The organism is Paracoccus pacificus, assembly GCF_042680785.1.
Classification (GTDB): domain Bacteria; phylum Pseudomonadota; class Alphaproteobacteria; order Rhodobacterales; family Rhodobacteraceae; genus Paracoccus; species Paracoccus pacificus.
In genome coordinates, this window is sequence record NZ_JBHUEN010000050.1 from 20,690 (window position 1) to 45,819 (window position 25,130).

The window sequence follows — 25,130 nt, forward strand, 5'->3', positions numbered from 1 at the left end:
TATCCCTCACGCCGCCGTTCGTCGGCCCAGGGCCGTTTTCAGCGGTGTTCACCGTGATGCAAGGACGTGCATCGGCGCGGTCCGTGTCTTGGGCTTCATCGCACCAAGCCGGAGCGCGCTTTCCGGTCCTAGCCGTTGAGGGCGGCGGCCGCCTTGGCGCGGGCTTCGATGCCCGGCCAGTCGCCATCGGCAACCGCCTTGTCCGGGGCGATCCAGCTTCCCCCGACGCAGACCACATTCGGCAGCGCCAGATAGCTTGGCGCCTTTTCCGGGGTGATGCCGCCGGTCGGGCAAAAGCTGATCCGGGGCAGGGGGCCGGCCAGCGATTTCAGCGCCGGGGCGCCGCCGATCGCCTCGGCGGGAAAGAATTTCAGCATGTCATAGCCCGCATCGGCCAGCCGCATCGCCTCGGACGCGGTTGCGGCGCCGGGCAAAAGCGGCAGTTCCGCGTCGATGCAGGCCGCGATCAGCCGGTCGGTGGCGCCGGGCGAGACCGCGAATGTCGCGCCCGCGTCCTTGGCCCGTTTCACGTCATCGGGGGTCAGGACGGTGCCGGCACCGACATGGCCGCCGGTGACCTTGCTCATCGCGCGGATGGCCTCAAGCGCCGCATCGGTGCGCAGCGTCACCTCCAGCACCGGCGTGCCCCCCGCCACCAGCGCCTTGGCCAAAGCTTCGGCGCGTCCGGCATCCTGCAGCACCAGCACCGGGATGACCGGGGCGATCTGGCAAAGCCTGCGGGCGGCGGCGGATTGGGCGGCGGGGGTCATGGCGTGCTCCGGAAGGGGTGCGGGGATCGGTGCTGTTGGCGTAAACAATCCGGCGCGGCACCGCAAGGAATCGCTGCGCACGCCGGTGTCGAATATCAGCTTCCGACGCTGCGCGTCCCGCCCGATCCGATGCTGCGGCTGGCGCCGAAGCCGCCACGGCTGGCGACCTGCGCCCGCGTCATCGGCGCCTTGCCGATGGTCGAGGGTGCCTTCTGGAAGGTCGAGGCCGGGACCGCGCCCTTGCCGCTGTTGGTCGCAAAGGTCTGGTTGCCGCTGGGGGTCGAAAAACCACCCTGCGCGGTCCTGACCATCGGCTGCGAGAATACGCCGCGCCCGCCGCCCGACAGCATCGAGCCCATCATGTAGCCGACCAGCAGCGGCATGAAGGAAAAGCCGCCGCCCTGCGACGGCTGCGCCTCGGCGGCCGGATCGCCGCCGCAATTGCCCTTGCCGTGTTCTTCCTCGCACAGCGCCAGCGATTCATAGCGCGGCGCGGTTTCAAGATGGGTCTTTTCGGCTTCGGCGAACTGGGTCCTGCAATCCTCTTCGGTGAACCACAGGCCGCTTTCCTTGGAGGCGGTGATACAGCTTTGCAGATCCGGAAACGCCTCGGCGTCGACCTTGTCTTCTTCGCAGGCCGACAGCGTCAGCACCGTCGCGCCCGCCAGAAACAGCGCCGCCCGACGCGAGCGTTTGCGGCGCGGGGGCCCTGGTGGCGCGGGCGGGTCAGAGCGTTTCGCGGACAGTTTCATGGCGGTTTCCTCAGTCACGAATGAAATGCGGCTTGAACCGCGAAAGGTTATGGGTGATCCGGGCCTGATCCTCGCGCAGGCCCATGCCCGTGCAGCGCGTGCCGGTGATCCATGCGCCGAGGACCGGATAGAAGCCGTCGAACACCGGCAGGGGCGCAAGCGCCTGAATGATCTTCGGGTGATCGGCGTAACCGCCGGTCGGGGCCGCATCGGTGATCCGGCCGCCTTCGGTGATTGTGACATCCGCGCCTTCGCGTGAAAAGATCGGCTTGGTCACATATCCGCGCGAAAGCTGCGGCAGTGCTGCCTCGAACGCGGTGGCGATGGCGGGGGCAGGGGCGCCACCCTTCAGCGCCTCGGCCACATCCTCGGCAAAGAACGCCGGCAGCAGATTCGGGTGGTCCGGGAACATCTGCCACAACAGCGGCAGCAGCGCCTTGTTCGAGACCAGAGCCTTCCATGGCGGTTCGATGAACCGGGTCTGCGAGGGTTGCAGATAGGGGGCAAAATCGTCCCGCATCATGTCTTCCCAAGGATACAGCTTGAACAGCGTGCCGATGACCCGATCCTCGGCATCGGCAAACTGGCCCTCCTCGGTGATGCCGATCGCGGTCAGATCGGTGTAATGCGCGCCCAGCCCGGCTTCGCGCGCGGCCCATGCCAGCGCCTCGACGGTGGCGTAATCCTCGGGGTTTTCGCGGTCGGCGGCGAAATGAATATCCTCGCCCTGCGGCGCCATCTCGGCCCAGCGTTCGACCAGCCCTTCGTGGATGCCGTTGAACTGATCGTCGCCCGAGCGCAACACGCCGGCGGCAAGCTGATCCTCGAACCACAGCCATTGAAAGCTGGCGGATTCGTAAAGCGAGGTCGGGGTGTCGGCGTTGTATTCCAAAAGTTTGGCGGGGCCGTCACCGTCATAGGCAAGGTCGAACCGGCCATACAGTTCCGGCTCACCCCCCGCCCAAGAGCGTTCCACGAAATCCCACATCGGCCGGGGAATCGCCATGCGGGTCATCCATTCCTCGGATTTCACCGCCTCGGCCACGGCCTCGCGCACCATCGCGTGCAATTCGGTCGAGGGATCCTCGATATTATCCTCGACCTCGGACAGGGTGAATTGATAGGCGCTGGTTTCATCCCAATAGGGCTGATCATTCATGTCGGCGAATGTGAAACCCACCTCTGCCGCGCGCTCGCGCCAGCCGGGCCGTTCGGGAAGGGTAACTTTGCGCATCCGGTTCCTGCCTATCTGGGTCAGACCGATGTGGCAAGGATGGCGGGGGGATGCAAGTCCGCAGCGCCCGATCGCGGGCCGCGCGGCAAGAAAGATGGTGCTGTGAGAGAGGATTGAACTCTCGACCTCACCCTTACCAAGGGTGTGCTCTACCACTGAGCTACCACAGCGCCTGAGACCCGGACCGCTGGGCTGTCGCCCGGTGGCCTTGATCGTGCGGGCGGATTTAGACGCATTGATCCGGGCGTGCAAGGGGGCAATGCAAATTTCCGCAACAGCATTCGGCGCCGCCACCGCCCGCGGCAACTGGACGGCGGGGCGCGTCAAGGGTAATCAGGGCAGATGAACCGCGATCCCGACGACAATCACCGGAAACAGCCCGAAAAGCCCTCGCGCCAGGACCGGCTGCGGGCGGCGCTGCGCGCCAATCTTGGCCGCCGCAAGGAGCAGGCACGGGAGCGCGCGGCAGAGGCAACGGATAACGCGGCGGAAAAAGCGGCGAAAAAACCGGCCCCCGGACGGGGCGACCGGGACAACTGACGGCGGACAAGCAGGACACGGGACGCAGGATCATGGACCACATCATCGTTCACGGCGGCAATGAGCTGCACGGGACCATTCCAATCGCCGGCGCGAAAAACGCCTGCCTGACGCTGATGCCGGCGACGCTGCTGTCGGATCAGCCGCTGACGCTGACCAACGCGCCACGGCTGTCCGATATCCGTACCATGACCGATCTGCTACGCTCTTTGGGGGCCGAGGTCGCAGCACTGGCCGACGGGCAGACCATCGTCATGTCGAGCCACGGGCTGAACAACCATACGGCGGATTACGACATCGTGCGCAAGATGCGCGCCTCGATCCTTGTTCTGGGGCCGATGCTGGCGCGGGACGGGCGCGCCATCGTCTCGCTGCCCGGGGGCTGTGCCATCGGCGCGCGTCCGGTCGACCTGCATCTGAAGGCGATGGCGGCGATGGGCGCCAGCATCGATCTGCGCGACGGTTATGTGCATGCCACGGCGCCGAACGGCGGTCTGAAGGGCGCGGTCGTCGAATTTCCGCTGGTCTCGGTCGGGGCGACCGAAAACGCGCTGATGGCCGCGACGCTTGCGCGCGGCACCACGGTGCTGAAAAATGCCGCGCGCGAGCCCGAGATCGTCGATCTGGCGCAATGCCTGCGCAAGATGGGCGCCCAGATCGAGGGCGAGGGCAGCTCGACCATCACCATTCAGGGTGTCGATCGGCTGAACGGCGCGACCCATCCCGTGGTGACCGACCGGATCGAGCTGGGCACCTATATGCTGGCGCCGGCGATCTGCGGGGGCGAGGTCGAATGTCTGGGCGGCCGGATCGAGCTGCTTTCGGCCTTCTGCGAAAAGCTGGACGAAGCCGGGATATCGGTCAGCCAGACGCCGAACGGCATCAAGGTCGCGCGCAAGAACGGCCGCGTGCGCGCGGTCGACGTGGTGACCGAGCCGTTCCCGGGCTTTCCCACCGATCTTCAGGCGCAGATGATGGCGCTGATGTGCACGGCCGAGGGCACCTCGGTTCTGGAGGAAAAGATCTTCGAGAACCGTTTCATGCACGCGCCCGAACTGACCCGGATGGGGGCGCAGATCGACGTGCATGGCGGTCATGCGACGGTGACCGGCGTCGACAAGCTGAAGGGCGCGCCGGTGATGGCCACCGATCTGCGGGCCAGCGTCAGCCTGATTCTCGCGGGTCTGGCGGCCGAGGGCGAAACCGTGGTCGGCCGGGTCTATCATCTGGATCGCGGCTATGAGCGGGTCGAGGAAAAGCTGTCGGCGGTCGGCGCCCGGATCGAACGTGCCGCGGACCGCCCCCATCACGAGGAAAGGCCAGCCGATGAGTGATCGCGACGCGAGTTTCGCGGAAGGTGCGGAACAGGCGCTGACGCTGCGGGCCGAGACGCCCGAGGATCTGCCGGTCATCTCTGCGCTGGTGCAGGATGCGGTGCTGTCGGTCGAGGATATCCGGTATGAGCGCAAGGAACGCCGGCTGGCGCTGCTGCTGAACCGGTTCCGCAACGAGGATGCCGACAACGCGCGCCGCGAACACCGCCCGTTCGAGCGGGTGCGCAGCCTGCTGGTCATCTCGGATGTCGGCCGGGTGCAGGCACAGGGGATCGGACCCAAGGACAAGGATCTGGTGATCTCGATTCTGGCGCTGAACTGGCAGCCGGGGCCGGACGGGACTGGGCGGCTAGAGTTGGAGCTTGCCGGTGACGGTGCGATCGCGGCCGATGTCGAGTGCATCTCGGTCGATCTGCGCGATGTGACGCAGCCCTATATCGCGCCCTCGGGCAAGGCGCCGAACCACGACGACGCATGAGCCGGATCTGGCGGCTTGGACCCGAACGCGCCGCCGAATGGCGGGCGATCAGGCTGGCCGCGCTGGCCGAGGCACCGGATGCCTTCGGCTCGACGCTGGCGGAATGGCAGAACCGCCCGCTGGCCGATTTCGCCGCACGGCTAAGCGCCACGCATAGCTTTGCCGCCGGCGCTGCGCCGGGCGCGCCGCAGGCCGTAGCCGGATGGTCGCCGGGCGACGGCAATCCCGACGCATGGCTAATCGGGGTATGGGCGCGCCCCGAGGTCCGGCGCCAGGGGTTGACCCGCAAGCTGGTCCTCTATGTGATGAATGATGCCGCGCAGGCGGGCTACAGCGTGATGCAGCTTGGCGTGGGGGCCCATAACCACGGCGCCCAGGCGCTGTATCACAGCCTTGGATTTCGGCCCGTTCCCCACAGCGCCGCCCCCAACCCGCGCGGGGTGATCGAGATCACCATGCGGCGCAAGCTGTAAGAAGGGCGCATTTGCGCGGTGATATGCGACGGGTCTCAGACCCGCTTTCGCGCGTTCAGCGCGGCGGAAATGGTGCCGTCGTCCAGATAATCCAGCTCTCCGCCGATCGGAACGCCCTGCGCCAGCCCGGTGACGGTGACGCCGCTGTCATGCAGCGCGTCGGCGATGTAATGGGCGGTGGTCTGGCCCTCGACCGTGGCATTCAGCGCCAGAATGACCTCGCTGACGCTTTCGGGGCCGATCCGGTCCAACAGACGCGGTATGCCCAGATCCTCGGGGCCAACGGCGTCAAGGGCCGAAAGCGTGCCGCCCAGAACGTGATAGCGGCCGCGAAAGGCGCGGCCCCGCTCGACCGCCCAAAGATCGGCCAGATCCTCGACCACGCAGATCTGGCCATTGGCGCGCGCCGGATTGGCGCAAATCGCGCAAAGCTCATCCATCGAGACATTGCCGCATTGCCGGCATTCGCGGGTGTCGCGGGCGACCTGTTCCATGCTGCGGGCGATCTGGGCCATCAGGGTGCCGCGCCGCCGGATCAGGTACAGCACCACCCTCCGCGCCGAGCGCGGCCCAAGCCCCGGCAGCCGTGACAGCAGTCCGGTCAGTTCCTCGATCCGGTCGGCGGGGTCGGCGCTCATCCCAAGGCCCGGTCAGAACGGCAGTTTCATGCCCGGTGGCAACCCGAGATCCGCGGCGACACGCTGCATTTCCGCGGCGCTGCGCTCCTGCGCGCGTTTCTGGGCATCCTTGATCGCGGCGAGGATCAGGTCCTCGACCACCTCCTTGTCATCCGGCCGGAAGATCGAGGGGTCGATGTCCAGCGCCGTCAGCTCACCCCGCGCGGTGGCGGTCGCCTTGACCAGACCGCCGCCGGATTCACCGGTGACGCTGATCCGGTCCAGCGACTCCTGAACTTCGGCCACCTTGCCCTGCATGTCCTGCGCGGCCTTCATCATCTTGCTGAGGTCGCCAAACCCGCCCAGCCCGCCTAATCCCTTGATCATTCTGTGCCTTTCTAATCCTCGAACGGGTCCCAGCCTTCATCCTCGTCGATTGCGGCGACGGGGGATGCGGTGTCGTCATGGGTGGATATAGCCGCCTCTGATCCGGCTTCAACCGCCGCTGCCGCAGGCGTGACGGGAACCGGGCGCGGGACGATCTTGATCGCGGCGTCGGGAAAGACCGTCAGGATCGCCTGAACCTCGGGGTCTTGTTTGGCGCGGGCCATCTGATCGGCCTTGGCCGCCGCCTCGCGCTCGGCGATGGTGGGCGCGCCCCCGGTCGAGGTCACGCTGACCCCCCAGCGCGCGCCGTCGGTCCAGCCGCGCAGCCGTTCGGCAAGACGCTGGGCAAGATCGGCGGGGGCGCCCGGGGCGGGCTCGAACTCGATCCTGCCGGGGGAATACCGCACCAGACGCACGAACCGCTCCACCGCGACCATCAGTTGCAGGTCGCCCATGCGGCGGATCAGCGCCACGACCGACCCGAAATCGGGGAAATCGGCCGGATCGAGCGCCCCGTTCAATGCCTGCGCGGTCGCCGCCCCGCCGCCATTGCCGGACGGCTGCACCATGCGGCCAACGGGACTGGTCTGCGCCTGCATCGCGGGGGCGGGCCGCGCCTGCGCGCTGGCACCGCCATTGCCGCGGCCCGCGCCACCGCCCGCCGGGGCACCGGAAAACTGCCCGGCGGCCTGACCCTGCTGGATCTTGCGGATAAGCTGTTCCGGGTCGGGCAGGTCGGCGACATGGGTCAGCCGGATCACCGCCATTTCGGCTGCCATCATCGCATTCGGCGCGATCGAGACCTCTTCCAGCGATTTCAGCAGCATCTGCCACATGCGGGTCAGGGCGCGCATCGGGGCGCGTTCGGCGATGGCTTTGCCGCGCTGCTGTTCCGAGGGCGACAGCGTCGGATCATCCCCCGCATCAGATGTGACAGACAGCATGCTGATCCAATGGGTTATTTCCGCAAGATCGCGCAGAATGGCGACCGGGTCGGCACCATCGGCATATTGCTGGCCCAACTCGGCCAGCGCCGCGGCGGCATCGCCCCGCATGATCATCTCGAACAGGTCCAGCACGCGGCCGCGATCGGCCAGACCCAGCATCGCGCGAACCTCGTCGACGCCGACCTGATCGGTGGCGGCGCCAAGGCTGATCGCCTGATCGAGCAGGCTCATCGCATCGCGGACCGACCCTTCGGCGGCGCGGGTGATCAGCGCCAGCGCGTCATCGGCGACGCTGGCGCCTTCGCGCGTGGCGATCTTCGACAGATGGGCGATCATCACCTCGGGTTCGATCCGCCGCAGGTCGAACCGCTGGCAGCGCGACAGGACCGTGACCGGAACCTTGCGGATTTCGGTGGTGGCGAAGATGAATTTGACGTGCGGCGGCGGTTCCTCGAGCGTCTTCAGCAGCGCGTTGAAGGCGCTGGTGGACAGCATGTGAACCTCGTCGATGACATAGACCTTATAGCGGGCGCTGGCCGCGCGGTAATGCACGCTGTCGATGATCTCGCGGATGTCGCCGACGCCGGTGCGCGAGGCCGCGTCCATCTCGAGCACGTCGACATGGCGGCCCTCGGCGATGGCTACGCAATGCTCGCACAGACCGCAGGGTTCGGTCGTCGGGCCCCCCTGACCGTCGGGACCGATGCAGTTCAGCCCCTTGGCGATGATGCGCGCGGTGGTGGTTTTGCCGGTGCCGCGAATGCCGGTCATGATGAAGGCCTGCGCGATTCGGTCGGCAGCAAAGGCGTTTTTCAGCACCCGCACCATGGCTTCCTGCCCGATCAGATCGGCGAAGGTGGCGGGGCGGTATTTCCGGGCCAGAACCTGATATTCCTGACCCTGTACCTGATCCTGCGTGGCTGTCGCGTCGTTCATCCTGTCCCCGTCGTTCAGGCGCAAACCCTAGCCAAGCCAATGCGGCGGGGCAACAGCAAGCATGCGCCGGGGGCGTGCCTTGCGGTCATCGCCGCGTCGTCTTCTATTGCCGGGAAAGCGGGTGAGAGGCTGGAACACGACCCAAACGGGACTCGTTGCGGCTGCTTCCTTCCGGACCTGACCGGGTTGGCGAGGCGTCTGCCCGCGCCAACCTCTCGACAGATGATATAGTCGGGTCGGAAACCGGTTGCAAGTTTACAGCGCGATCCGCCAGCGATGAAATCCGTTGGGGGCGGGACCTTGGGCGGTCGCAAAGCCGGGGGGCGGTTCCGTGCCGGGCTGACCGGCCCCGGGCGCGGTGTCGAACCATGCCGAGGTGCGGGGCATCGCGGCAAAGGAAAAGGCAGTCGGATAAGGCGCGGGGACCCGACCCAGCATGGTCAGATACCGCTGAAGAATGTCGCGCACCCGCCGCTGCCCCGGCAGGATCGGCGCCGCCCGCGCGGTGATCGGCGCATAAAGCCCCCAGCCCGAAAGCCGGTAGCCATTGGTGACCATGACCAGCGGCTCGTCGGGGTCGATGGGCCGGCCGTGGTGGCGCAGATCGCTTATCCGACCCGCGCGATGCCCGTGATCCGTCAGACTGCCGTCGGGGTGATATTTCGCCGGTTGCGACAGGTCGATACGCCAGTTGAGCCCGTGCAACAGGTCGAAGTGATAGCTTGGAAACTCGGGCTGAATCAGCGGCTGGTCGGATATGCCTGGCTGAAGCTGGCGGAATTGCCCGGCGGCGCGCTCCAACCAATCCTGCGCCTGCGCGCCGGTCATGCAAAGCGCGCTGATGGTGTTGGGAAAGGCGTAAAGGTCGGACAGCGCGCCCAGCGTTACCGGTCCGGCGGCGATGTTGGTGTAATTCTCGGGACCGCCGCGGCCACCGGCCCGGAACGCGGCGACGGCCGAGATGATCGGAAGCCCGTCCCAGCGCGAGCCTTTCAGCGCCCGCCTTGCATGCCACCGCTGGGCACGCGCCACCACGTCCAGCGCCGCCGATTGTCCAAGCTGGGCGAAATGGGTGGTCATCGGATGGGCGCTTTGGCAGATCTTGCGGGCGGCGTGACGCAGGGTGGCGCGGTGCGCGGCGATGATGGCGGGCGCCAGCACCGGCGATGCAAGTTCGCCCCCCTTGGGCCAAAGACGCGCGGCCCCCGCAGCCGTTGCCCCGCAGGCAGGTGGCCCGGCGGCTATCGGGGCAGGGTGGATTTCGACCGCATCGCTGCGCTCGACCCGGGCGTTCGCGTTCGTGACGGTCCAGCCCTCGGGCCGACGCTCCAGCGCAAGGTCGATGATCCCCAGATGCGAGCCCCAGAACCCCGGCATCACCGCCGGCACCTTGCCCAGCCGGCCAAGGGCCGGATCGGTGCCGGGCAGCGCCGGAAAATCGGCATCGGGAAAGACGCGGTGGATATGCCCGGCGATGATGGCGTCAATGCCGGGCACATCGGCCAGCGCCGTCGCCGCGTTCTCCATGCCCGCCTCGGCAAGGTTGCCGGCGATACCGCTGTGGGCAAGCGCCACGACGATGTCGGCGCCCGCCGCGCGGATACGGGGCACAAGTGCGGCGGCTGAGGGCACGATGTCGGTGCAGCTTAGCGCCCCGCCGCGGCCATGGGTTTCCCAGGCGCTGGTCTGCGGCGGCAGAAAACCTATGACCCCGATCCGCAGCGCCGAGGTGCCGCCGTCGGAAAGCGTGATCCTGCGGTCCAGAATCGTCCAGGGCGCAAGGTCCAGCCGTTGCCGGTTGGCGCGGATATTGGCGCTGACGATCGGGAACCGCGCCAGCGCCAGAACCGTGCGCAGGAACTTCAGCCCATAAGTGAAATCGTGATTACCAAGCGTGCCGGCGTCATATCCAAGCGCATTCATCGCGAGAATCACCGGATGCATGCGCCGGGCCGAGATTCCCTGTCGTTCCGCCACGAAGTCGCCCAGCGGATTACCCTGCAAGAAATCACCATTGTCGAACAGAAGGCTGTTGGCGGCCTCGGCGCGATGGCGTGCGACCAGCCGTTCAACTCTTGTTAACCCAATGTTTTTTAATGCTTTGCCGCTGAAGTAATCATATGCTAGAACATGCGCGTGCAGATCGGTCGTCGCCAGTATCCGCAGATCGGCCCGGCGCGCGGTCTTGTCTTTTAGGACAGGTTGCAGTCGGACCTCCTGGCGGCCAAAGTGATGCGTTACGGCAACCTGAGGAAGATCGCCACATAAGGGTAAAAGCGTAGTCGAAATCAACACCACGTTGAAAATGGATTGTGGAACTTTGTTTGTCCACCACCCGTTTTAAACGCTGCGATGACGGAAGGGGCCATTGTTTGCGGGCCCCGGTCGGTTCTGAGCATGGATAGGCGTGTTGATGTGTTAGCAAGGTAGTGCGCAGATGAAATTTTCCACGCGCGTGGACACGAACGTACCATCCACCCAGCTTTTCGATCATATCGGTGACCATGACCGATCTGAAAGGCTTATGACCCAGCGGGGCGTGCACATACGCCGCGTTGATCCTTCGGCAGTGCCGGGGGCCAGCATGGCATGGGATCTGGCTTTCAAATGGCAGCGCAAGATGCGCAACATCCGGCTGAACGTGACCCGTTACGACCGGCCCGAAAAGCTCAGCCTCGCCGGCCAGTCGGAAATGTTCGATCTGACGCTGGACTATACGATCATCGCGCTTGCCCGCAGCAAATCGCGCCTGATGGTTGAGTTCGAGGTGAAGCCTCGGAACATCCGCGCACGGCTGTTTCTGCAAACGGCCAAGCTGGGCAAGGCCGGGCTTCAGCGCGAGTTCGAACGGAAGATCGTCAATTTCTACGGATTGGACGCCAAAGCACCGCCGGACGGCATTTCGCTGTTCGGTGCGCAGGGCGCCGGGGGCATGCACGGGCTCAGCCGCCCGAACCTGCACAGTTAGACGCCGCGGGCACCCGAACGCTGCGGGCGTTTGAACGCTGTGGGCTTCTGAACGCTGCGGGCGTCCGGTCCTGCTGGGCCGGATAACCCGGGCGGATGATCGGGGGCGGATAATCGGGGCCGGATAATCACAAAAGAGACGGGCAGGGACGGCGCGCGGCCGGTGCGCGCGCCGTCAGCCAAACAGTCAGCCAAGCTGCGCCGCGCGCAGGGGATCCGCCGGATAAACCCCCAGCACCGTCAGGGATGAGCTGAAATAGGCAAGCTCCTCCAGCGCCCGGGCGACGTTGATATCCTCGGGATGGCCCTCGATATCGGCATAGAACTGGGTCGCGGTGAAAACGCCGTCGACCATATAGCTTTCCAGTTTGGTCATGTTGACGCCATTGGTCGCGAAACCGCCCATGGCCTTGTAAAGCGCGGCCGGCAGGTTGCGGACCCGGAACACGAAGCTGGTCATCATCTGATCTCCGCGCCGGCTGAAATCGGGGGTGCGCGACATGATCAGAAAGCGGGTGGTGTTGTTCTGCCGGTCCTCGATCTTGTCGGCCAGATTGTCGAGACCATAGATCTCGCCCGCCAGCGCGCTGGCCAGCGCCGCAAGCCCGGGCTCGGCCTTTTCGGCCACGAGCCGGGCCGAACCGGCGGTGTCGGGGCCGGTCACCGGGTGGATCTTGTGGCGGCGCATGAAGTTGCGGCACTGACCCAAAAGGACGGTATGGCTCATGGCTTCACGCACCTGATCCAGCGGCGTGCCGGGCACCGCCAACAGGCTGATATGCACCCTGACGAAAGCCTCGTCGATGATATGCAGCCCGCTTTCCGGCAGCAGGTGATGGATGTCGGCAACCCGGCCATAGGTCGAGTTCTCGACCGGCAGCATGGCCAGATCCGCGTCACCTTTGCGCACCGTCTCGATCACCTCCTCGAAGGTCCGGCAGGGCACCGCCTCCATCGTCGGACGCGCGCGTTTGCACGCCTCGTGGCTATAGGCGCCGGGCTCGCCCTGAAAGGCGATGCGGCCGGTAACCGCGGCATGTGAGGGCCCGGGGGTTGGGGCGGGGGTCTGTGTCATCGCTGTGTCTTTCCGCGCTGTGACGTCTTGGCGCGCTATAGAAGGTGCAATCGCGACAACTATACCTTGAACAGCCGGAACGAAAGCGGGTAGATAGCCGGGACTGGCTATACCCGTTCGGCGGGAACAGGGTGCTTTTGCGTAATCCGGACATTGATCCCGGGGCAGGGGCGCCGATCCGGGCAACGACATAGGCACTGAAACAGGCACTGAAAGCGGGGCGTACAGATGTTCAACACCATGACCTTGACCAAAGCGGCCGGCGCGCTGATCGGCGCATTGCTGTTCCTGCTGCTGGCGAACTGGGCCGCGGGCGCGCTGTATCTTGGCGGCGAAAGCGAGGTCGCCGAGGGTGAGGAAAGCGAGCAGGCCTATGCCATCGAAGTGCCGGATGCCCCCGCCGCAGGTGGTGAAGCCGCCGCCAGCGGACCCGATTTCGCCACCGTCTTTGCCGCCGCCGATGCCGCCGCCGGCGAAAAGGTGTTCGGCAAGTGCAAGGCCTGCCACAAGATTGACGGCGGTGACGCCACCGGGCCGCATCTGAACGGCGTCGTTGGCCGCCAGGTCGGCAGCATTGCCGGTTTCGCCTATTCGGACGCGATGAAGAACCACGGCGGCGACTGGACGCCCGAGGCGCTGTACAATTTCCTGCTCGCGCCGAAGAAAGAGGTCCCGGGCACCAAGATGACCTTCGCCGGTCTGCCGAAACCCGAGGACCGGGCCAATCTGATCGCGTGGCTGGAAACCCAGAAATAGGACTGGCCGTCGTGCCGCACCCGGTTCCGGCGGGATCGCGGCGGCTTGGTGCCGCGATCCGCGGTGTTCACGAAATCGCGGCTTGATCGGGGGGCCTAGGCCCCCTAGCCTGCGGCAAAAGAAGCCGAAGGGACTGCTTGATGCGAATGATCCGACTGACTCTGCCGATCGCCACCGCATTGACGCTTTCCCTTATGCCAGCATCCTTCGCACAGGCGCAGGACACCACTCAGGCCCCCACCGCCCAACCTGCGCCCGCCGAACCTGCCCCCTCGCAATCCCAGCCCGCACCGTCGCAACCCTCACAGCCCGCGCCGGCTCAGCCCGCGCCGGCTCAGGCCGCCGATGCGGCGGCAGCCCCGGCCGCAGCCCAGTCCGGCGATGGCCAGACCATCACCGCCCACGGCATCGGGGTGTTTGACGAACTGGCTCTGCCGCCCGATTTTCCCTATCTGAAATATGTGAACCCGGATGCGCCGAAAGGCGGCGAGATCTCGCTTTGGGCTTCGGGCGGGTTCGACAATTATAACCCCTTCACCTTCCGGGGGCGCGGCGCGGCGCTGGCCTCGGCATGGCTCGAGTCGCTGTTGACCGGCACCGCCGACGAGGTGGGTTCGGCCTATGGGCTGCTGGCCGAATCGCTTGAATATCCGCCCAGCCGCGACTGGGTGATCTTTACCCTGCGCGAAGGCGTGACCTTTTCGGACGGCTCGCCGCTGACCGCCGATGACGTGATGTTTTCTTACGAGCAGTTGCGCGACAAGGGCCTGTCGTCCTTTCGCAATGTGATCAGCCAGCAAGTCGCCAAGGCCGAGGTGCTTGATCCGCGCCGGATCAAATTCACCTTCACACCCGATTATCCGCGCCGCGATCTGATCCAGACCGTCGGCAGCCTGCCGGTGTTTTCGCGGGCGGATTTCGAAAAGAACAACCGCGATCTGGAGCAGCCGCAGACGACGCCGTTCCTGTCCTCGGGGCCCTATGTGCTGGACCGGACCGAAATGGGGCGCTCGGTCAGTTGGAAGCGCAATCCCGATTACTGGGGCCGCGATCTTCCGATCAACAAGGGCCGCTACAATTTCGACCGCATCCGGATCGAGTATTTCGTCGATTACGATACCGCGTTCGAGGCGTTCAAGGCGGGCGAATACACCTTCCGCGACGAGGCATCGTCGATCATCTGGGCGACGCGCTATGACTTCCCGGCCTTCAAGGCGGGGCAGGTCGTCCGCGAGGAGATCCCGAACGGTATCGTGGCCTCGGGCCAGGCATGGGTGTTCAACCTGCGCCGTACGAAGTTTCAGGACATCCGCGTGCGCCAGGCCATCGGGCTTTTGTTCAACTTCGAATGGTCGAACAAGACCTTGTTCTATGGCCTTTACACACGGGTGAATTCGTTCTGGGACAACAGCGATCTGGCGGCCAGCGGCATGCCCGGCCCGGCCGAGCGCGCGCTTCTGGATCCGCTGGCCAAGGATCTGCCCGCCGGGGTTCTGACCGAGCCGGCCGTGATGGCGCCGGTTTCATCCGAAAGCCAGCTTGACCGCAAGAACCTGCGTCAGGCAGCGGCGCTTCTGGACGAAGCCGGCTGGAAGACCGGCAGCGACGGTCTTCGCCGCAACGACAAGGGCGAGGTGCTGCGGGTCGAGATTCTGAACGACACCCAGACCAGCGACCGGATCATCAACCCCTTTGTCGAAAACATGCGCCGCGCCGGCATAGACGGGGTCAACCGCCGGGTCGATGACGCCGAGTACGAAGCCCGCAGCCGCAGCCATGACTTTGACATGGTCACCGCCCAGCTTGGGCAGGATCTGTTCCCCGGTGCCGGGCTTCAGCAATATTTCGGCTCGGCTTCGGTCGGGGACGTGTTCAACATGATGGGGCTGGCCAACCCGGCCGTCGACAAGCTGATAGCGGTGATCGAACGCGCGCAGGACCGTTCCACCATGGTCACCGCCACGCATGCGCTGGACCGCGTGCTGCGGGCGATGCGGTTCTGGGTGCCGCAGTTCTACAAATCCCAATACACGGTCGCCTATTACGATCAGTACGAACACCCCGACAAACTGCCGCCCTATGCGCGGGGCGAGCTTGATTTCTGGTGGTTCAACGCTGAAAAGGCCGAGAAACTGAAAAGCGCCGGCGCCTTGCGCTGACCGGGCGGACGGGGGCGGGGAAAAGTAGCGCCGATGGGTGCCTATATTCTGCGGCGATTGCTGCTGGTCATACCGACGATCATCGGGATCATGATCGTCAACTTCACCTTGACGCAATTCGTGCCGGGCGGCCCGATCGAACAGATCGCGGCGCAGGTGCAGGGCGAAGGCGACGTGTTCCGCAACATCGCGGGCGGCGGCGACACCGGCCAGCAGGATACCGGCAACGCCGGTGGAGGCGGTTATGCGGGGGCGCGCGGCCTGCCGCCCGAATTCATCGCCCAGCTTGAGAAAGAGTTCGGCTTTGACAAGCCGCCGCTTCAGCGCTTCCTGCTGATGATGAAGAATTACCTCACCTTCGACTTCGGCACCTCGTGGTTCCGCTCGATCTCGGTCGTCGATCTGGTCATCGAAAAGCTGCCGGTCTCGATCACGCTGGGGCTGTGGTCGACGCTTCTGGCCTATCTGATCTCGATCCCGCTGGGCATCCGCAAGGCGGTGCGGGACGGATCGCGTTTCGACACATGGACCTCGGCCACGGTGATCGTCGGCTATGCGATCCCGGGGTTTCTGTTCGCGGTGCTGCTGGTCGTGCTGTTCGCCGGCGGCTCCTATTGGCGGATTTTTCCGTCGCGCGGGCTGGTCAGCGAGAATTTCGCCTCGCTTTCCACTTGGGGGCAGATCAAGGACTATCTGTGGCACATCACGCTGCCGGTCGTCGCCTCCAGCATCTCGGGGTTCGCGACGCTGACGCTGCTGACCAAGAACAGCTTTCTGGATGAAATCGGCAAGCAATATGTGCTGACCGCCCGTGCCAAGGGCCTGACCGAGCGGCGGGTGCTTTACGGCCATGTTTTCCGCAACGCGATGCTGATCGTCATCGCCGGATTCCCGGCGCTGTTTCTTGGCGTGTTCCTTGGGTCGTCGCTGCTGATCGAGACGATATTCTCGCTGGACGGGCTGGGCAGGCTTGCATTCGAGGCGACGGTGCAGCGCGATTATCCGGTCATGTTCGGCTCGCTTTACGTCTTTGGCCTGATCGGCCTGATCGTCGGGATCCTGTCGGACCTGATGTATGTCTTTGTCGATCCCCGGATTGATTTCGAGCGGAGACAGGGATGAGATTGTCACCGCTCAACGCCCGCCGCTGGCGCAATTTTCGCCGGAACAAGCGCGCCTTCTGGTCGCTGATCATCTTTTCGCTGCTATTCGTGATCTCGCTGTTCGCCGAGGTGGTGGCCAACGACAAGCCCATCGTCGTCAGCTACAAGGGCGATCTGTATTTCCCGGCATATCGGTTCTATCCCGAAACGGCGTTTGGCGGCGACTTCGGCACCGAGGCGATCTATCGCGACCCGGCGGTGCAATGTCTGATCAAGACCGGCGGTCGGCAGGAATGCTGGGACGATCCGCAGGGCGTGATGACCGAGGCGGAAACCACCGGCAAGATCGGCGGCGAGGCGGTCGACAAGGGCTGGATGATCTGGCCGATCGTGCCCTATCACTATACGACGCCCAATGATGTCGGCACCGCGCCGAGCCCGCCCGACGCCGCCCATTGGCTGGGCACCGACAACACCTCGCGCGATGTATTGGCCCGGGTGATCTACGGCTTCCGCACCTCGGTGATGTTCGCGCTGATCGTGACCACCGTCGCCTCGGTGATCGGGATCGCGGCGGGCGCGGCACAGGGATATTTCGGCGGCCGTACCGACCTGATCTTTCAGCGGCTGCTGGAAATATGGGGCTCGACCCCCTCGCTTTACGTCATCATCATCCTGTTCGCGATACTGGGCCGAAGTTTCTGGCTGCTGGTCGTGGTCTCGATCCTGTTCGGCTGGCCGGCGCTGGTGGGGGTGGTGCGGGCCGAGTTTCTGCGCGCCCGCAACCTTGAATATGTCCGCGCCGCCCGCGCGCTTGGCGTCAGCGACCGCAAGATCATGTTCCGCCACATGCTGCCGAACGCCATGGTGGCGACGCTGACCATGCTGCCCTTTGTGGTGACCGGCACGATCTCGGGTCTGGCGGCGCTGGATTATCTGGGCTACGGGCTGCCGGCCTCGGCCCCCTCGCTGGGCGAGCTGGCCTTGCAGGCCAAGCAGAACCTTCAGGCGCCGTGGCTGGGGTTCACCGCGTTCTTCACGCTGGCGCTGATGCTGTCGCTGCTGGTGTTTATCTTCGAGGGCGTGCGCGACGCCTTTGACCCAAGAAAGACCTTTCAGTGACCGATCGCGTGCCCGAGCCATTGCTGAAGGTCGATGACCTGAAAATCTCGTTCCGGCAGGACGGTCAGATCGTGCCGGCGGTGCGTGGTGTCAGCTTTGCCGTCGGGCGCGGCGAAACCGTGGCGCTGGTCGGCGAATCCGGGTCGGGCAAATCCGTGACGGCGCTGGCCACGGTCGGGCTTTTGCCCGATTCCGCGGTGATCAGCGGTTCGGTCGATTACAAGGGCCAGCAAATGGTCGGCGCGCCGGCGTCCCGTCTGCGCGACATTCGCGGCAATGACATCAGCTTCATCTTTCAGGAGCCGATGACCTCGCTGAACCCGTTGCATACGATCGAAAAGCAGTTGGGCGAAAGCCTTGCGCTGCATGCGGGGTTGCGCGGCGCGGCGGCGCGGGCGCGGATCGTCGAATTGCTGACCAAGGTCGGAATCCGCGACCCCGAGACGCGGCTTGCCGATTACCCGCACCAGCTTTCCGGCGGGCAGCGGCAGCGGGTCATGATCGCGATGGCGCTGGCCAACGGCCCGGAGCTGCTGATCGCGGATGAACCGACCACCGCGCTGGACGTGACCATTCAGGCGCAGATCCTTGATCTTCTGGCGCAGTTGAAGCGCGATGAAAACCTGTCGATGCTGTTCATCAGTCATGATCTGGGCATCGTGCGCCGCATCGCCGACCGGGTTTGCGTGATGAAGGACGGGCTGATCGTCGAGCAGGGCGCCACCGAAGAGGTGTTCGCCAATCCCCGCCACGAATACACCAAAAAGCTGCTGGCGGCCGAGCCGATCGGCACTGTTCCGCCGGTGCCCGAAGACGCGCCCGAGATCGTCCGGGCCGAGGATCTGAAGGTCTGGTTTCCGATCCAGCGTGGTTTCCTGCGCCGCACGGTCGGGCATATCAAAGCCGTGGACGGCGCCAGCTTCCGCATCCGCGCGGGCGAGACGCTGGGGGTTGTGGGCGAATCCGGGTCGGGTAAGACCACGCTGGCGCTGGCGGTGATGCGGCTGATCCCCTCGGACGGGCCGATCGTCTTCATGGGTCAGGACATTTCGCGCTGGACCGGTCGCCAGTTGCGCCGGCTGCGCCGCGATATGCAGATCGTGTTTCAGGACCCCTATGGCAGTCTCAGCCCGCGCATGACGGTCGAGCAGATCATCGCCGAGGGTCTGGGCGTGCACGGGGTCGAGCCGGGCCGCGACCGGCGCGAGATGGTGGCCGAGATCATGACCGAGGTCGGCTTGCCAGTCGAGGCGATGCACCGCTATCCGCATGAATTCTCGGGCGGTCAGCGTCAGCGGATCGCGATTGCGCGCGCCATGATCCTGCGCCCGAAGATGGTGGTGCTGGACGAACCGACCAGCGCGCTCGACATGACCGTTCAGGTGCAGATCGTCGAATTGCTGCGCGATTTGCAGCGAAAGCACGACCTGGCCTATATGTTCATCAGCCATGATTTGCGCGTGGTGCGGGCGCTGTCGCATGAAATCATGGTCATGCGCGCCGGCAAGGTGGTCGAGCAAGGGCCGACCCAAGCGGTCTTTGACGCCCCTCAATCCGACTATACCCGCCGTCTTATGGCGGCCGCGTTTCAGGCCGGCGGCGACGAAGCGATTGCGGCGGCCAGTGGCGCGGACCGCCCGGATCCGGCCGCTTTGGCCGCGGTCGATCTTGGCGCCGGGGTGGCGGCCGGCGCGCTGGGATCGGCCGTTCAGCCTGCCGTGGTCGCGATCGCCGATGACGGGGCACGGGGCAGCGACCGCCCGGCGGCTGACGGCGACGAGGAGCCGGAGCGGTGAAAATCCTGTTCATCCATCAGAATTTTCCCGGCCAGTTCCCGCATCTCGCCCCGGCATTGGCGGCGCGCGGGCATGAGGTCATCGGCATGACCGATGAAAAGAACACCCGCGCCGCCCCGGTCCGGGTGGTCCGCTACAAGGCCCCCGATCCGGTCCCCGAGAATATCGGGCTGGGCCGGACCTATGCCGAAATGACCGCGCGCGGCTATCTCGCCGCCCGTGGCGCGCGGGCGCTGCGTGACCGCCACGGGTTTGTGCCCGACCTGATCGTCGGTCATCCCGGCTGGGGCGAGACGCTGTTCCTGCGGGAAATCTGGCCCAAGGCGCGACTGCTTGTCTATGCCGAGCTTCTGTATCGCACCCATGGCCACGACGTCGGTTTCGACGATGAATTCTCGCCGGCGGTTGACGAAACCCGGTTCTCGACCATCGCGCGTTCGGCCCATCTGATCCAGACATTGGTGCAGGCGGATGCCGCCATCTCGCCCACGCAATATCAGGCCGGCAGCTTCCCGCCCGAGTTGCGCGACAAGATCACCGTCATTCATGACGGCATCGACACCCAGCGGGTAAAGCCGGATGCGCAGGCGGCGCTGACGCTTGACGACGGCCGGGTATTGCGCGCCGGTGACGAGGTGGTCAGCTTCGTCAACCGCTCGCTGGAGCCCTATCGCGGTTTTCCCACCTTCATGCGCGCCTTACCCCGCGTTCTGGCGGAACGGCCCGGCGCTCATGTGCTTATGATCGGTGGCGATGGGGTCAGCTATGGCACCAAGCCCAAGGATGCCGAAAGCTGGAAGGCCAAGATGCTTGCCGAGGTCGGCGACAGGCTGGACATGTCGCGGGTGCATTTTCTGGGCCGGGTGCCCTATGACCGCTATCTTTCCGTCATTCAGTTGGCGCGGGTGCACGCCTATCTGACCTATCCGTTCGTGCTGTCATGGTCGCTGACCGAGGCGATGTCGGCCGGAAAGCTGATCCTCGCCTCGGACACCGAACCGGTGCGCGAGCTGATCCGCGACGGCGAAAACGGGCGGTTGATCCCGTTTTTCGACGTTGACGCATGGTCCGAGGGGCTTATCCGTGCGCTCGCCGGCGATCCCGATGCCGAACGGCTGGGCGCGGCGGCGCGTCAGACGATTCTGGATGGCTATGACCTGCACCGCCACGCGCTGCCCCGCCAGATCGAACTGGTCGAGCGTGTCGGGGCCGGTGCGCCGCGCCCATAGCGGTCTTTCGCCGCGGATGAAAATTACCGCAATAGGCTGCGCCGCTTGCGTTTTTGTTCGCGATGCTGTTGCTTGGGCTGGTCTTGAAACTGCGGCGCCGGGGCGGTCGTCCTCATGATGCCGGCGATAAGGAAACCCGAAAAGATGCGTACAGGTCTTTACCCCGGCACCTTCGATCCTGTCACGCTGGGTCATGTCGACATCATTCAGCGCGCCATGGCTCTGGTCGATCGGCTGGTCATCGGCGTGGCGATCAACCGCGACAAGGGCCCGTTGTTCTCGCTCGAGGAACGTGTCGCGATGGTCGAGGCCGAATGCGCCGGCATCGCCGCGCGGACCGGCGGCAAGATCGAGGTGCATCCGTTCGACAACCTGCTGATCGACTGCGCCCGCGATGTCGGCGCCACGGTGATCGTGCGCGGCCTGCGCGCCGTCGCCGATTTTGAATATGAGTTCCAGATGGTCGGCATGAACCGGGCGCTGGATTCCAGTGTCGAGACGGTTTTCCTGATGGCCGATGCGCGACGTCAGGCGATTGCGTCGAAGCTGGTCAAGGAAATCGCGCGGCTTGGCGGCGACGTGTCGAAATTCGTGCCGCCCGCTGTCCGGCAGGCGCTGATCACCAAGCTGCAAAGCTGATCGCGGGCGCGCCTGCCGCAAACCGGCGCAAGCGCTTATCCCGGCAACGGCCCAATCGAAAAGGGCGGCCCCCTGCGGGACCGCCCTGAATTCTGTCGACCAAAGCCCGGTTACTCCGGCGTGGCCTGGGTCTGCGACTGGGCTTGCGGCGGGGCCAGTTTCTTGGTCACGCCGTTGGCCAGCGGATCTTCCTGACGCTGGACCGAGCCCTCGAAATGGGCGCCCGATTCGATCGCGATGGTCTTGTGGATGATGTCGCCTTCCACCCGGGCGGTCGCCGAAAGGCGCACTTTCAGCCCACGCACCCGGCCGACGACACGGCCGTTGACGATGATCTCATCGGCGACGATTTCGCCGCGGATGGTGGCGCTTTCGCCGACGATAAGCTGATGGGCGCGAATGTCGCCTTCGACCGTGCCTTCGATCTGCACGTCGCCGGCGGTCTGGATGTTGCCCTTGACCGTCAGGTCGCCCGACAGGACCGAGGGGCCCGATTTCACGCGCTGTTGGCCGGCACCGTATTCCGCCGGCACGGAATCATGCGCGCGGACGGGATCGGCTTCGGGCGGAAGTGTTTTCGGTCCGGGTTCAGTGACGCGAGTCTTTGAAAACATGCTGGGCTGCCTCGATGATACTTTTAGTTCTGAGCTGCCTTGATGAAGCTCATTGGGTTCACGGCCTGACCGTTCACACGCACCTCATAGTGCAGATGCGAGCCGGTCGAACGTCCGGTACTGCCCATATCACCTACTTGGTCGCCGCGCGATACCTTTTGGCCCACTTTCGCGCGAATTTTAGACATGTGGGCATACACGGTTTCGGTACCGAGTTCGTGGCGGATCTTTACGACCTGGCCAAAACCGCTTTGCCAGCCGGCGAAATAGACCACGCCGTCGGCGGTCGAATAGATCGGGCTGCCGGACGGGCCGGCCATGTCGACGCCCTTATGCATCCGCCCCCAACGCGAACCATAGGGCGAGGTATAGCGGAACGCGGTCTTGACCGGCATGCTGAGCGGCAGCTTCGATGCCGCGATCCGGTAGCTGTTGATCTTGTCCAGCGAAACGATGATTTCGTTGGCGCGGGTCTCGCCCTCGGTGATGGCGGCGTTGCCGCTGGTCGAGTAGCTCAGCGGGGTCAGCGGGCCACCGGTCCCGGAATAACCGCTGCGGATCGTCTTGAGGACTTTTTCAGGGTCCATGCCGACATTGCGGAAAACCTTGTCCATCGGCCCGGTCGACATGGTCACGGCGTCTTCAAGCTGGGTCAGGATCTGGTCCTGACGCTCGATCACCTGATCACGCTCGACCTTGGCGGTCGCGGCGGCCTGACGGGCGGCGGCGGCGGCCTTTTCGGCCTCGGCACGCTCTTTGGCGGCGGTTTTCAATTCTTCGGAAAGGATGTCCAGCGCGACCGAGAATTCCTCGGACCGGCCCTTGTCGGTCAGCATGTCGGGTGCGTCGGTGCCGGTCAGATGGGCAAGGTCGACCTCGGCCTTGTCGCGCGATTTCAGCGCCTCACGCAGCGTGTCCTGCACCACGCCCATGCCGGTTTCAAGCTCGCGCCGGCGTTCTTCGGACGACAGCAGTTGCGACTGCATGTCCGAAACCTGGTTCAGCGCCACGTTGAAGCGTTCCTGCGCGGCGGCGGCTTCGGCTGCGCGGCTGTCGCGTTCGCTTTGCAGCGCGTCAAGACGCTCTTCCAGCGCCGCCTGCGACCGGGCCGCCTGATCGCGCGAACTGCCCGCGGCGATGGTGTCGGTCAAAAGGATCGAGGTCGCAACCACCGACCAGCCGAATATGATCGCCGTCCCGCCCAGCGCAAGCGCCTGGGTCGTGGGCCGCAGCCGGATGAAGCGGGTCTGGTCGTCCGAACGTAGAAAAAGGCGTTTTTCAGGAAGCCAGCCCTCAAGCATGGCGTTCAGGCGGTCAGATATGCTGCGTGGCAAAGATCACTGTCCCGTTTGTGGGGGCGGTTGCAGGCGCCCCGTTTTCGTTTCAGACCGTAAACAAGACGCGTGCCAAATACGCAACATCGGACGGCGATTGGTTCCATGTCATGCGCGGAAGCCCGCCATATTTGGCGAAAAACCGCCGACATCGGTTGAGCTAGTTAAGACAGGGCCCGGTTTCCGGCGATTGCGCGGGGTTCGGGCGGCATCCCGGGGCATCTTCTATCTTGACGTGGCGGCACGCTTTGCCCCAGCATATCGCGTTCATGTACAGGTATAGTTATTGCGCACCAAGCCGCCTGTCACGCCGGATCACCCACAGAATCGCCAGACAAGACCCGATCGCGGATATGAACATGACCCATAAAAGCGGTCGTGCGCCGGCCCCGGGAACCAGCAGCATGCCGGTGATCGCGGCCAAGATGGCGCCGCCGCCGATGTTCATCGCCCCGCCGATGCCGCTCGCGGTGCCGGCAAGATCGGGGCGCACCGACATCATGCCGGCAAGCGCATTCGGCAGCAGCATCCCGTTGCCCATCCCGATGAACCCGATCGCGCCGAAGAACAGAAGCGGGCTGACCACGCCCAGCAGATCCGCCATCAGCGCGCCGGCGACCGCCAGGAAGGTGATGATGGCGCCGACCAGAATCATCATGTTCATGCCGTATCGCGACGACCAGCGCCCGGCCGAGAAATTGCCCACAACATAGCCAAGCGCCGGAATGGCGAAGAAATAGCCGACCTCGGCCGGGGTCAGGTGAAACACCGTTTCGCCGACAAAGGACGCGCCGCCGAGATAGGCGAAATAGCATCCCGAGGCGGTGGCGGCCGCGCCGCAATAGCCCCAGAACCGCACCGAGGACAGCAGGACCGGATAACGCCTGATCTGGGCGCGCAGGCCAAGCCCTTTGTCGTGAATCGTCTCGCCCATATCGACCCATGCCATGCACAGCACCGCGAGCCCGAGCGCCCCCAGAAACATGAAATTCGACCGCCAGCCAAAGGCTTCGTGCAGCACCCCGCCGATGATCGGCCCGACCATCGGGACCATGGCCATGCCCATCGTCACATAGCCGATTCGCGCCGCCGCCCGGTCCGCCGGGGTGATGTCGCGCACCACCGCCCGGGACAGGACGAAGCCGGCGGATGAAACCGCCTGCATGATGCGGAACGCCAGAAACCAGTTCGCCGTCGGCGCAAGGATCGTGCCGACGGTCGCGGCCAGAAAGATCATGAACGCGCCCAGCATGACCGGACGCCGGCCATAGGAATCGCTCAGCGGCCCGATGAAAAGCTGCAAGACCCCGCTGGCCAGCAGATAGGCCGAAACCGAAAGCTGCATGACCGCATAGTCGACGCCGAATTCGCGCGCCATATCGGGCAGCGAGGGCAGGAAGATGTTCATCGCCAGCGAGCCGATGCCGGCCATGGCGACCAGCGTCAGGATATGCGGGGGCGTGCGGCGGTCGGATGTCGGCACAGCGGTCGCAGCCTTGGGTTCAGAGCGGATATCAGGTCCAGTCATGAAACACGAACCATGCGCCAAGGCAAATCAGCGCAAATCCGACGCCGTGCTGCCAGGTCAGCTTTTCGCCCAGATAAAGCCATGAAAACCCGGCGAAAACCGTCAGGCTGATGACTTCCTGAATGGTTTTCAGCTGGGCGGCGTTGAAATAGCCGTAACCGATGCGGTTCGCCGGAACCTGCAGGACATATTCAAAGAACGCGATGCCCCAACTGACCAGAATGACGATGCCAAGGGCGGTGCCTTTGAACTTCAGATGGCCATACCACGCCACCGTCATGAACAGATTGGACAGAATCAAAAGGCCGACCGTCACGACCGGGACAGGCAAGGTCATGGG

The 25,130-nt window shown here is 65.0% G+C and carries 24 protein-coding genes, 1 tRNA gene and 1 other RNA gene; 12 read left to right on the forward strand and 14 right to left on the reverse strand.

The features are described 5' to 3' along the window. Positions 1-128: 128 nt before the first annotated feature. The 4 genes from eda to ACFSCT_RS17165 all read right to left on the reverse strand — a co-directional run bounded on the left by eda (position 129) and on the right by ACFSCT_RS17165 (position 2,926). Positions 129-770, reverse strand: a complete 642-nt coding sequence (gene eda, locus ACFSCT_RS17150; protein ID WP_379144829.1) for a bifunctional 4-hydroxy-2-oxoglutarate aldolase/2-dehydro-3-deoxy-phosphogluconate aldolase — start codon at positions 768-770, stop codon at positions 129-131. Positions 771-865: 95 nt separating this feature from the next. Continuing rightward, complete coding sequence (locus tag ACFSCT_RS17155; protein WP_379144831.1) at positions 866-1,522, reverse strand: DUF1190 domain-containing protein; 657 nt, start codon at positions 1,520-1,522, stop codon at positions 866-868. Between the two features lie 10 nt (positions 1,523-1,532). Beyond that, positions 1,533-2,756 carry a glutathionylspermidine synthase family protein gene (locus ACFSCT_RS17160; RefSeq protein ID WP_379144834.1) on the reverse strand — a complete coding sequence of 408 codons (1,224 nt, stop codon included), beginning with the start codon at positions 2,754-2,756 and terminating at the stop codon, positions 1,533-1,535. Between the two features lie 95 nt (positions 2,757-2,851). Next, a tRNA-Thr gene (locus ACFSCT_RS17165) sits at positions 2,852-2,926 on the reverse strand. 172 nt (positions 2,927-3,098) lie between these two features. Here ACFSCT_RS17165 and ACFSCT_RS17170 point away from each other — a divergent pair. Genes ACFSCT_RS17170 through ACFSCT_RS17185 form a run of 4 tightly spaced genes read left to right on the forward strand, consistent with a single transcriptional unit; the run spans position 3,099 to position 5,581 of the window. Next, positions 3,099-3,296: a hypothetical protein gene (locus ACFSCT_RS17170; protein WP_379144836.1), complete on the forward strand. Its 198-nt coding sequence runs from the start codon at positions 3,099-3,101 to the stop codon at positions 3,294-3,296. Between the two features lie 32 nt (positions 3,297-3,328). Continuing rightward, positions 3,329-4,630 (forward strand): UDP-N-acetylglucosamine 1-carboxyvinyltransferase, encoded by a 1,302-nt coding sequence (gene murA, locus ACFSCT_RS17175; RefSeq protein ID WP_379144837.1) that lies wholly within the window; start codon positions 3,329-3,331, stop codon positions 4,628-4,630. Beyond that, positions 4,623-5,108 (forward strand): DUF2948 family protein, encoded by a 486-nt coding sequence (locus tag ACFSCT_RS17180; RefSeq protein ID WP_379144839.1) that lies wholly within the window; start codon positions 4,623-4,625, stop codon positions 5,106-5,108. Before murA ends, ACFSCT_RS17180 begins: the two co-directional genes overlap by 8 nt. Next, positions 5,105-5,581: a GNAT family N-acetyltransferase gene (locus tag ACFSCT_RS17185; protein WP_379144841.1), complete on the forward strand. Its 477-nt coding sequence runs from the start codon at positions 5,105-5,107 to the stop codon at positions 5,579-5,581. Before ACFSCT_RS17180 ends, ACFSCT_RS17185 begins: the two co-directional genes overlap by 4 nt. A 35-nt stretch (positions 5,582-5,616) precedes the next feature. Here ACFSCT_RS17185 and recR read toward each other — a convergent pair whose 3' ends face one another. From recR to ACFSCT_RS17210, 5 genes are all read right to left on the reverse strand, one after another. Continuing rightward, positions 5,617-6,219 (reverse strand): recombination mediator RecR, encoded by a 603-nt coding sequence (gene recR, locus ACFSCT_RS17190; RefSeq protein ID WP_379144843.1) that lies wholly within the window; start codon positions 6,217-6,219, stop codon positions 5,617-5,619. Between the two features lie 12 nt (positions 6,220-6,231). Continuing rightward, positions 6,232-6,585 carry a YbaB/EbfC family nucleoid-associated protein gene (locus ACFSCT_RS17195; RefSeq protein WP_379144845.1) on the reverse strand — a complete coding sequence of 118 codons (354 nt, stop codon included), beginning with the start codon at positions 6,583-6,585 and terminating at the stop codon, positions 6,232-6,234. Between the two features lie 11 nt (positions 6,586-6,596). After that, positions 6,597-8,468: a DNA polymerase III subunit gamma/tau gene (locus ACFSCT_RS17200; RefSeq protein ID WP_379144846.1), complete on the reverse strand. Its 1,872-nt coding sequence runs from the start codon at positions 8,466-8,468 to the stop codon at positions 6,597-6,599. A gap of 120 nt (positions 8,469-8,588) precedes the next feature. Beyond that, positions 8,589-8,685, reverse strand: an RNA gene (ffs, locus tag ACFSCT_RS17205) — signal recognition particle sRNA small type. A gap of 38 nt (positions 8,686-8,723) precedes the next feature. After that, positions 8,724-10,676, reverse strand: coding sequence for a 5'-nucleotidase C-terminal domain-containing protein (locus ACFSCT_RS17210; protein ID WP_379145041.1), 1,953 nt, complete (start codon positions 10,674-10,676; stop codon positions 8,724-8,726). A 376-nt stretch (positions 10,677-11,052) separates the two neighbouring features. On the opposite strand from ACFSCT_RS17210, the gene ACFSCT_RS17215 reads away from it, so the two are divergent. Continuing rightward, a complete protein-coding gene (locus tag ACFSCT_RS17215; protein ID WP_379144848.1) occupies positions 11,053-11,436 on the forward strand; it encodes a hypothetical protein in 384 nt (127 codons plus the stop codon). A 186-nt stretch (positions 11,437-11,622) separates the two neighbouring features. Here the strand turns inward: ACFSCT_RS17215 and ACFSCT_RS17220 are convergent, their stop codons facing one another. Then, positions 11,623-12,510 (reverse strand): prephenate dehydratase, encoded by an 888-nt coding sequence (locus tag ACFSCT_RS17220; protein ID WP_379144850.1) that lies wholly within the window; start codon positions 12,508-12,510, stop codon positions 11,623-11,625. A gap of 228 nt (positions 12,511-12,738) precedes the next feature. Here ACFSCT_RS17220 and ACFSCT_RS17225 point away from each other — a divergent pair, with 228 nt between their 5' ends. From ACFSCT_RS17225 to coaD, 7 genes are all read left to right on the forward strand, one after another. Beyond that, complete coding sequence (locus tag ACFSCT_RS17225) at positions 12,739-13,266, forward strand: c-type cytochrome (RefSeq protein WP_379144852.1); 528 nt, start codon at positions 12,739-12,741, stop codon at positions 13,264-13,266. 146 nt (positions 13,267-13,412) lie between these two features. Beyond that, positions 13,413-15,425, forward strand: coding sequence for an extracellular solute-binding protein (locus tag ACFSCT_RS17230; protein WP_379144853.1), 2,013 nt, complete (start codon positions 13,413-13,415; stop codon positions 15,423-15,425). 33 nt (positions 15,426-15,458) lie between these two features. Continuing rightward, positions 15,459-16,547 carry a microcin C ABC transporter permease YejB gene (locus ACFSCT_RS17235; RefSeq protein WP_379144855.1) on the forward strand — a complete coding sequence of 363 codons (1,089 nt, stop codon included), beginning with the start codon at positions 15,459-15,461 and terminating at the stop codon, positions 16,545-16,547. Next, positions 16,544-17,650 carry an ABC transporter permease gene (locus ACFSCT_RS17240; protein WP_379144857.1) on the forward strand — a complete coding sequence of 369 codons (1,107 nt, stop codon included), beginning with the start codon at positions 16,544-16,546 and terminating at the stop codon, positions 17,648-17,650. Before ACFSCT_RS17235 ends, ACFSCT_RS17240 begins: the two co-directional genes overlap by 4 nt. Further along, positions 17,647-19,446 carry an ABC transporter ATP-binding protein gene (locus ACFSCT_RS17245; RefSeq protein ID WP_379144860.1) on the forward strand — a complete coding sequence of 600 codons (1,800 nt, stop codon included), beginning with the start codon at positions 17,647-17,649 and terminating at the stop codon, positions 19,444-19,446. Before ACFSCT_RS17240 ends, ACFSCT_RS17245 begins: the two co-directional genes overlap by 4 nt. Beyond that, positions 19,443-20,675 (forward strand): glycosyltransferase, encoded by a 1,233-nt coding sequence (locus ACFSCT_RS17250; protein ID WP_379144862.1) that lies wholly within the window; start codon positions 19,443-19,445, stop codon positions 20,673-20,675. Before ACFSCT_RS17245 ends, ACFSCT_RS17250 begins: the two co-directional genes overlap by 4 nt. Before the next feature lie 144 nt (positions 20,676-20,819). Further along, positions 20,820-21,314: a pantetheine-phosphate adenylyltransferase gene (gene coaD / locus ACFSCT_RS17255; protein ID WP_379144864.1), complete on the forward strand. Its 495-nt coding sequence runs from the start codon at positions 20,820-20,822 to the stop codon at positions 21,312-21,314. Between the two features lie 110 nt (positions 21,315-21,424). Here coaD and ACFSCT_RS17260 read toward each other — a convergent pair whose 3' ends face one another. The 4 genes from ACFSCT_RS17260 to ACFSCT_RS17275 all read right to left on the reverse strand — a co-directional run bounded on the left by ACFSCT_RS17260 (position 21,425) and on the right by ACFSCT_RS17275 (position 25,127). Beyond that, positions 21,425-21,928: a bactofilin family protein gene (locus ACFSCT_RS17260; RefSeq protein WP_379144867.1), complete on the reverse strand. Its 504-nt coding sequence runs from the start codon at positions 21,926-21,928 to the stop codon at positions 21,425-21,427. 23 nt (positions 21,929-21,951) lie between these two features. After that, complete coding sequence (locus ACFSCT_RS17265; RefSeq protein WP_379144870.1) at positions 21,952-23,262, reverse strand: DUF5930 domain-containing protein; 1,311 nt, start codon at positions 23,260-23,262, stop codon at positions 21,952-21,954. 283 nt (positions 23,263-23,545) lie between these two features. After that, complete coding sequence (locus tag ACFSCT_RS17270) at positions 23,546-24,790, reverse strand: multidrug effflux MFS transporter (RefSeq protein ID WP_379144872.1); 1,245 nt, start codon at positions 24,788-24,790, stop codon at positions 23,546-23,548. Next, complete coding sequence (locus ACFSCT_RS17275) at positions 24,777-25,127, reverse strand: DMT family protein (RefSeq protein ID WP_379144873.1); 351 nt, start codon at positions 25,125-25,127, stop codon at positions 24,777-24,779. Before ACFSCT_RS17275 ends, ACFSCT_RS17270 begins: the two co-directional genes overlap by 14 nt. Positions 25,128-25,130: the final 3 nt, after the last annotated feature.

Coding starts and splice junctions, on each gene's coding strand:
- ACFSCT_RS17240 (WP_379144857.1), top strand. CDS start 16,544: ATGAGATTGTCACCGCTCAACGCCCGCCGCTGGCGCAATTTTCGCCGG.
- ACFSCT_RS17225 (WP_379144852.1), top strand. CDS start 12,739: ATGTTCAACACCATGACCTTGACCAAAGCGGCCGGCGCGCTGATCGGC.
- coaD (WP_379144864.1), top strand. CDS start 20,820: ATGCGTACAGGTCTTTACCCCGGCACCTTCGATCCTGTCACGCTGGGT.
- ACFSCT_RS17195 (WP_379144845.1), bottom strand. CDS start 6,585: ATGATCAAGGGATTAGGCGGGCTGGGCGGGTTTGGCGACCTCAGCAAG.
- ACFSCT_RS17185 (WP_379144841.1), top strand. CDS start 5,105: ATGAGCCGGATCTGGCGGCTTGGACCCGAACGCGCCGCCGAATGGCGG.
- ACFSCT_RS17160 (WP_379144834.1), bottom strand. CDS start 2,756: ATGCGCAAAGTTACCCTTCCCGAACGGCCCGGCTGGCGCGAGCGCGCG.
- ACFSCT_RS17155 (WP_379144831.1), bottom strand. CDS start 1,522: ATGAAACTGTCCGCGAAACGCTCTGACCCGCCCGCGCCACCAGGGCCC.
- murA (WP_379144837.1), top strand. CDS start 3,329: ATGGACCACATCATCGTTCACGGCGGCAATGAGCTGCACGGGACCATT.
- ACFSCT_RS17270 (WP_379144872.1), bottom strand. CDS start 24,790: ATGACTGGACCTGATATCCGCTCTGAACCCAAGGCTGCGACCGCTGTG.
- recR (WP_379144843.1), bottom strand. CDS start 6,219: ATGAGCGCCGACCCCGCCGACCGGATCGAGGAACTGACCGGACTGCTG.
- ACFSCT_RS17275 (WP_379144873.1), bottom strand. CDS start 25,127: ATGACCTTGCCTGTCCCGGTCGTGACGGTCGGCCTTTTGATTCTGTCC.
- eda (WP_379144829.1), bottom strand. CDS start 770: ATGACCCCCGCCGCCCAATCCGCCGCCGCCCGCAGGCTTTGCCAGATC.
- ACFSCT_RS17230 (WP_379144853.1), top strand. CDS start 13,413: ATGATCCGACTGACTCTGCCGATCGCCACCGCATTGACGCTTTCCCTT.
- ACFSCT_RS17220 (WP_379144850.1), bottom strand. CDS start 12,510: ATGACACAGACCCCCGCCCCAACCCCCGGGCCCTCACATGCCGCGGTT.
- ACFSCT_RS17215 (WP_379144848.1), top strand. CDS start 11,053: ATGGCATGGGATCTGGCTTTCAAATGGCAGCGCAAGATGCGCAACATC.
- ACFSCT_RS17170 (WP_379144836.1), top strand. CDS start 3,099: ATGAACCGCGATCCCGACGACAATCACCGGAAACAGCCCGAAAAGCCC.
- ACFSCT_RS17260 (WP_379144867.1), bottom strand. CDS start 21,928: ATGTTTTCAAAGACTCGCGTCACTGAACCCGGACCGAAAACACTTCCG.
- ACFSCT_RS17180 (WP_379144839.1), top strand. CDS start 4,623: ATGAGTGATCGCGACGCGAGTTTCGCGGAAGGTGCGGAACAGGCGCTG.
- ACFSCT_RS17235 (WP_379144855.1), top strand. CDS start 15,459: ATGGGTGCCTATATTCTGCGGCGATTGCTGCTGGTCATACCGACGATC.
- ACFSCT_RS17200 (WP_379144846.1), bottom strand. CDS start 8,468: ATGAACGACGCGACAGCCACGCAGGATCAGGTACAGGGTCAGGAATAT.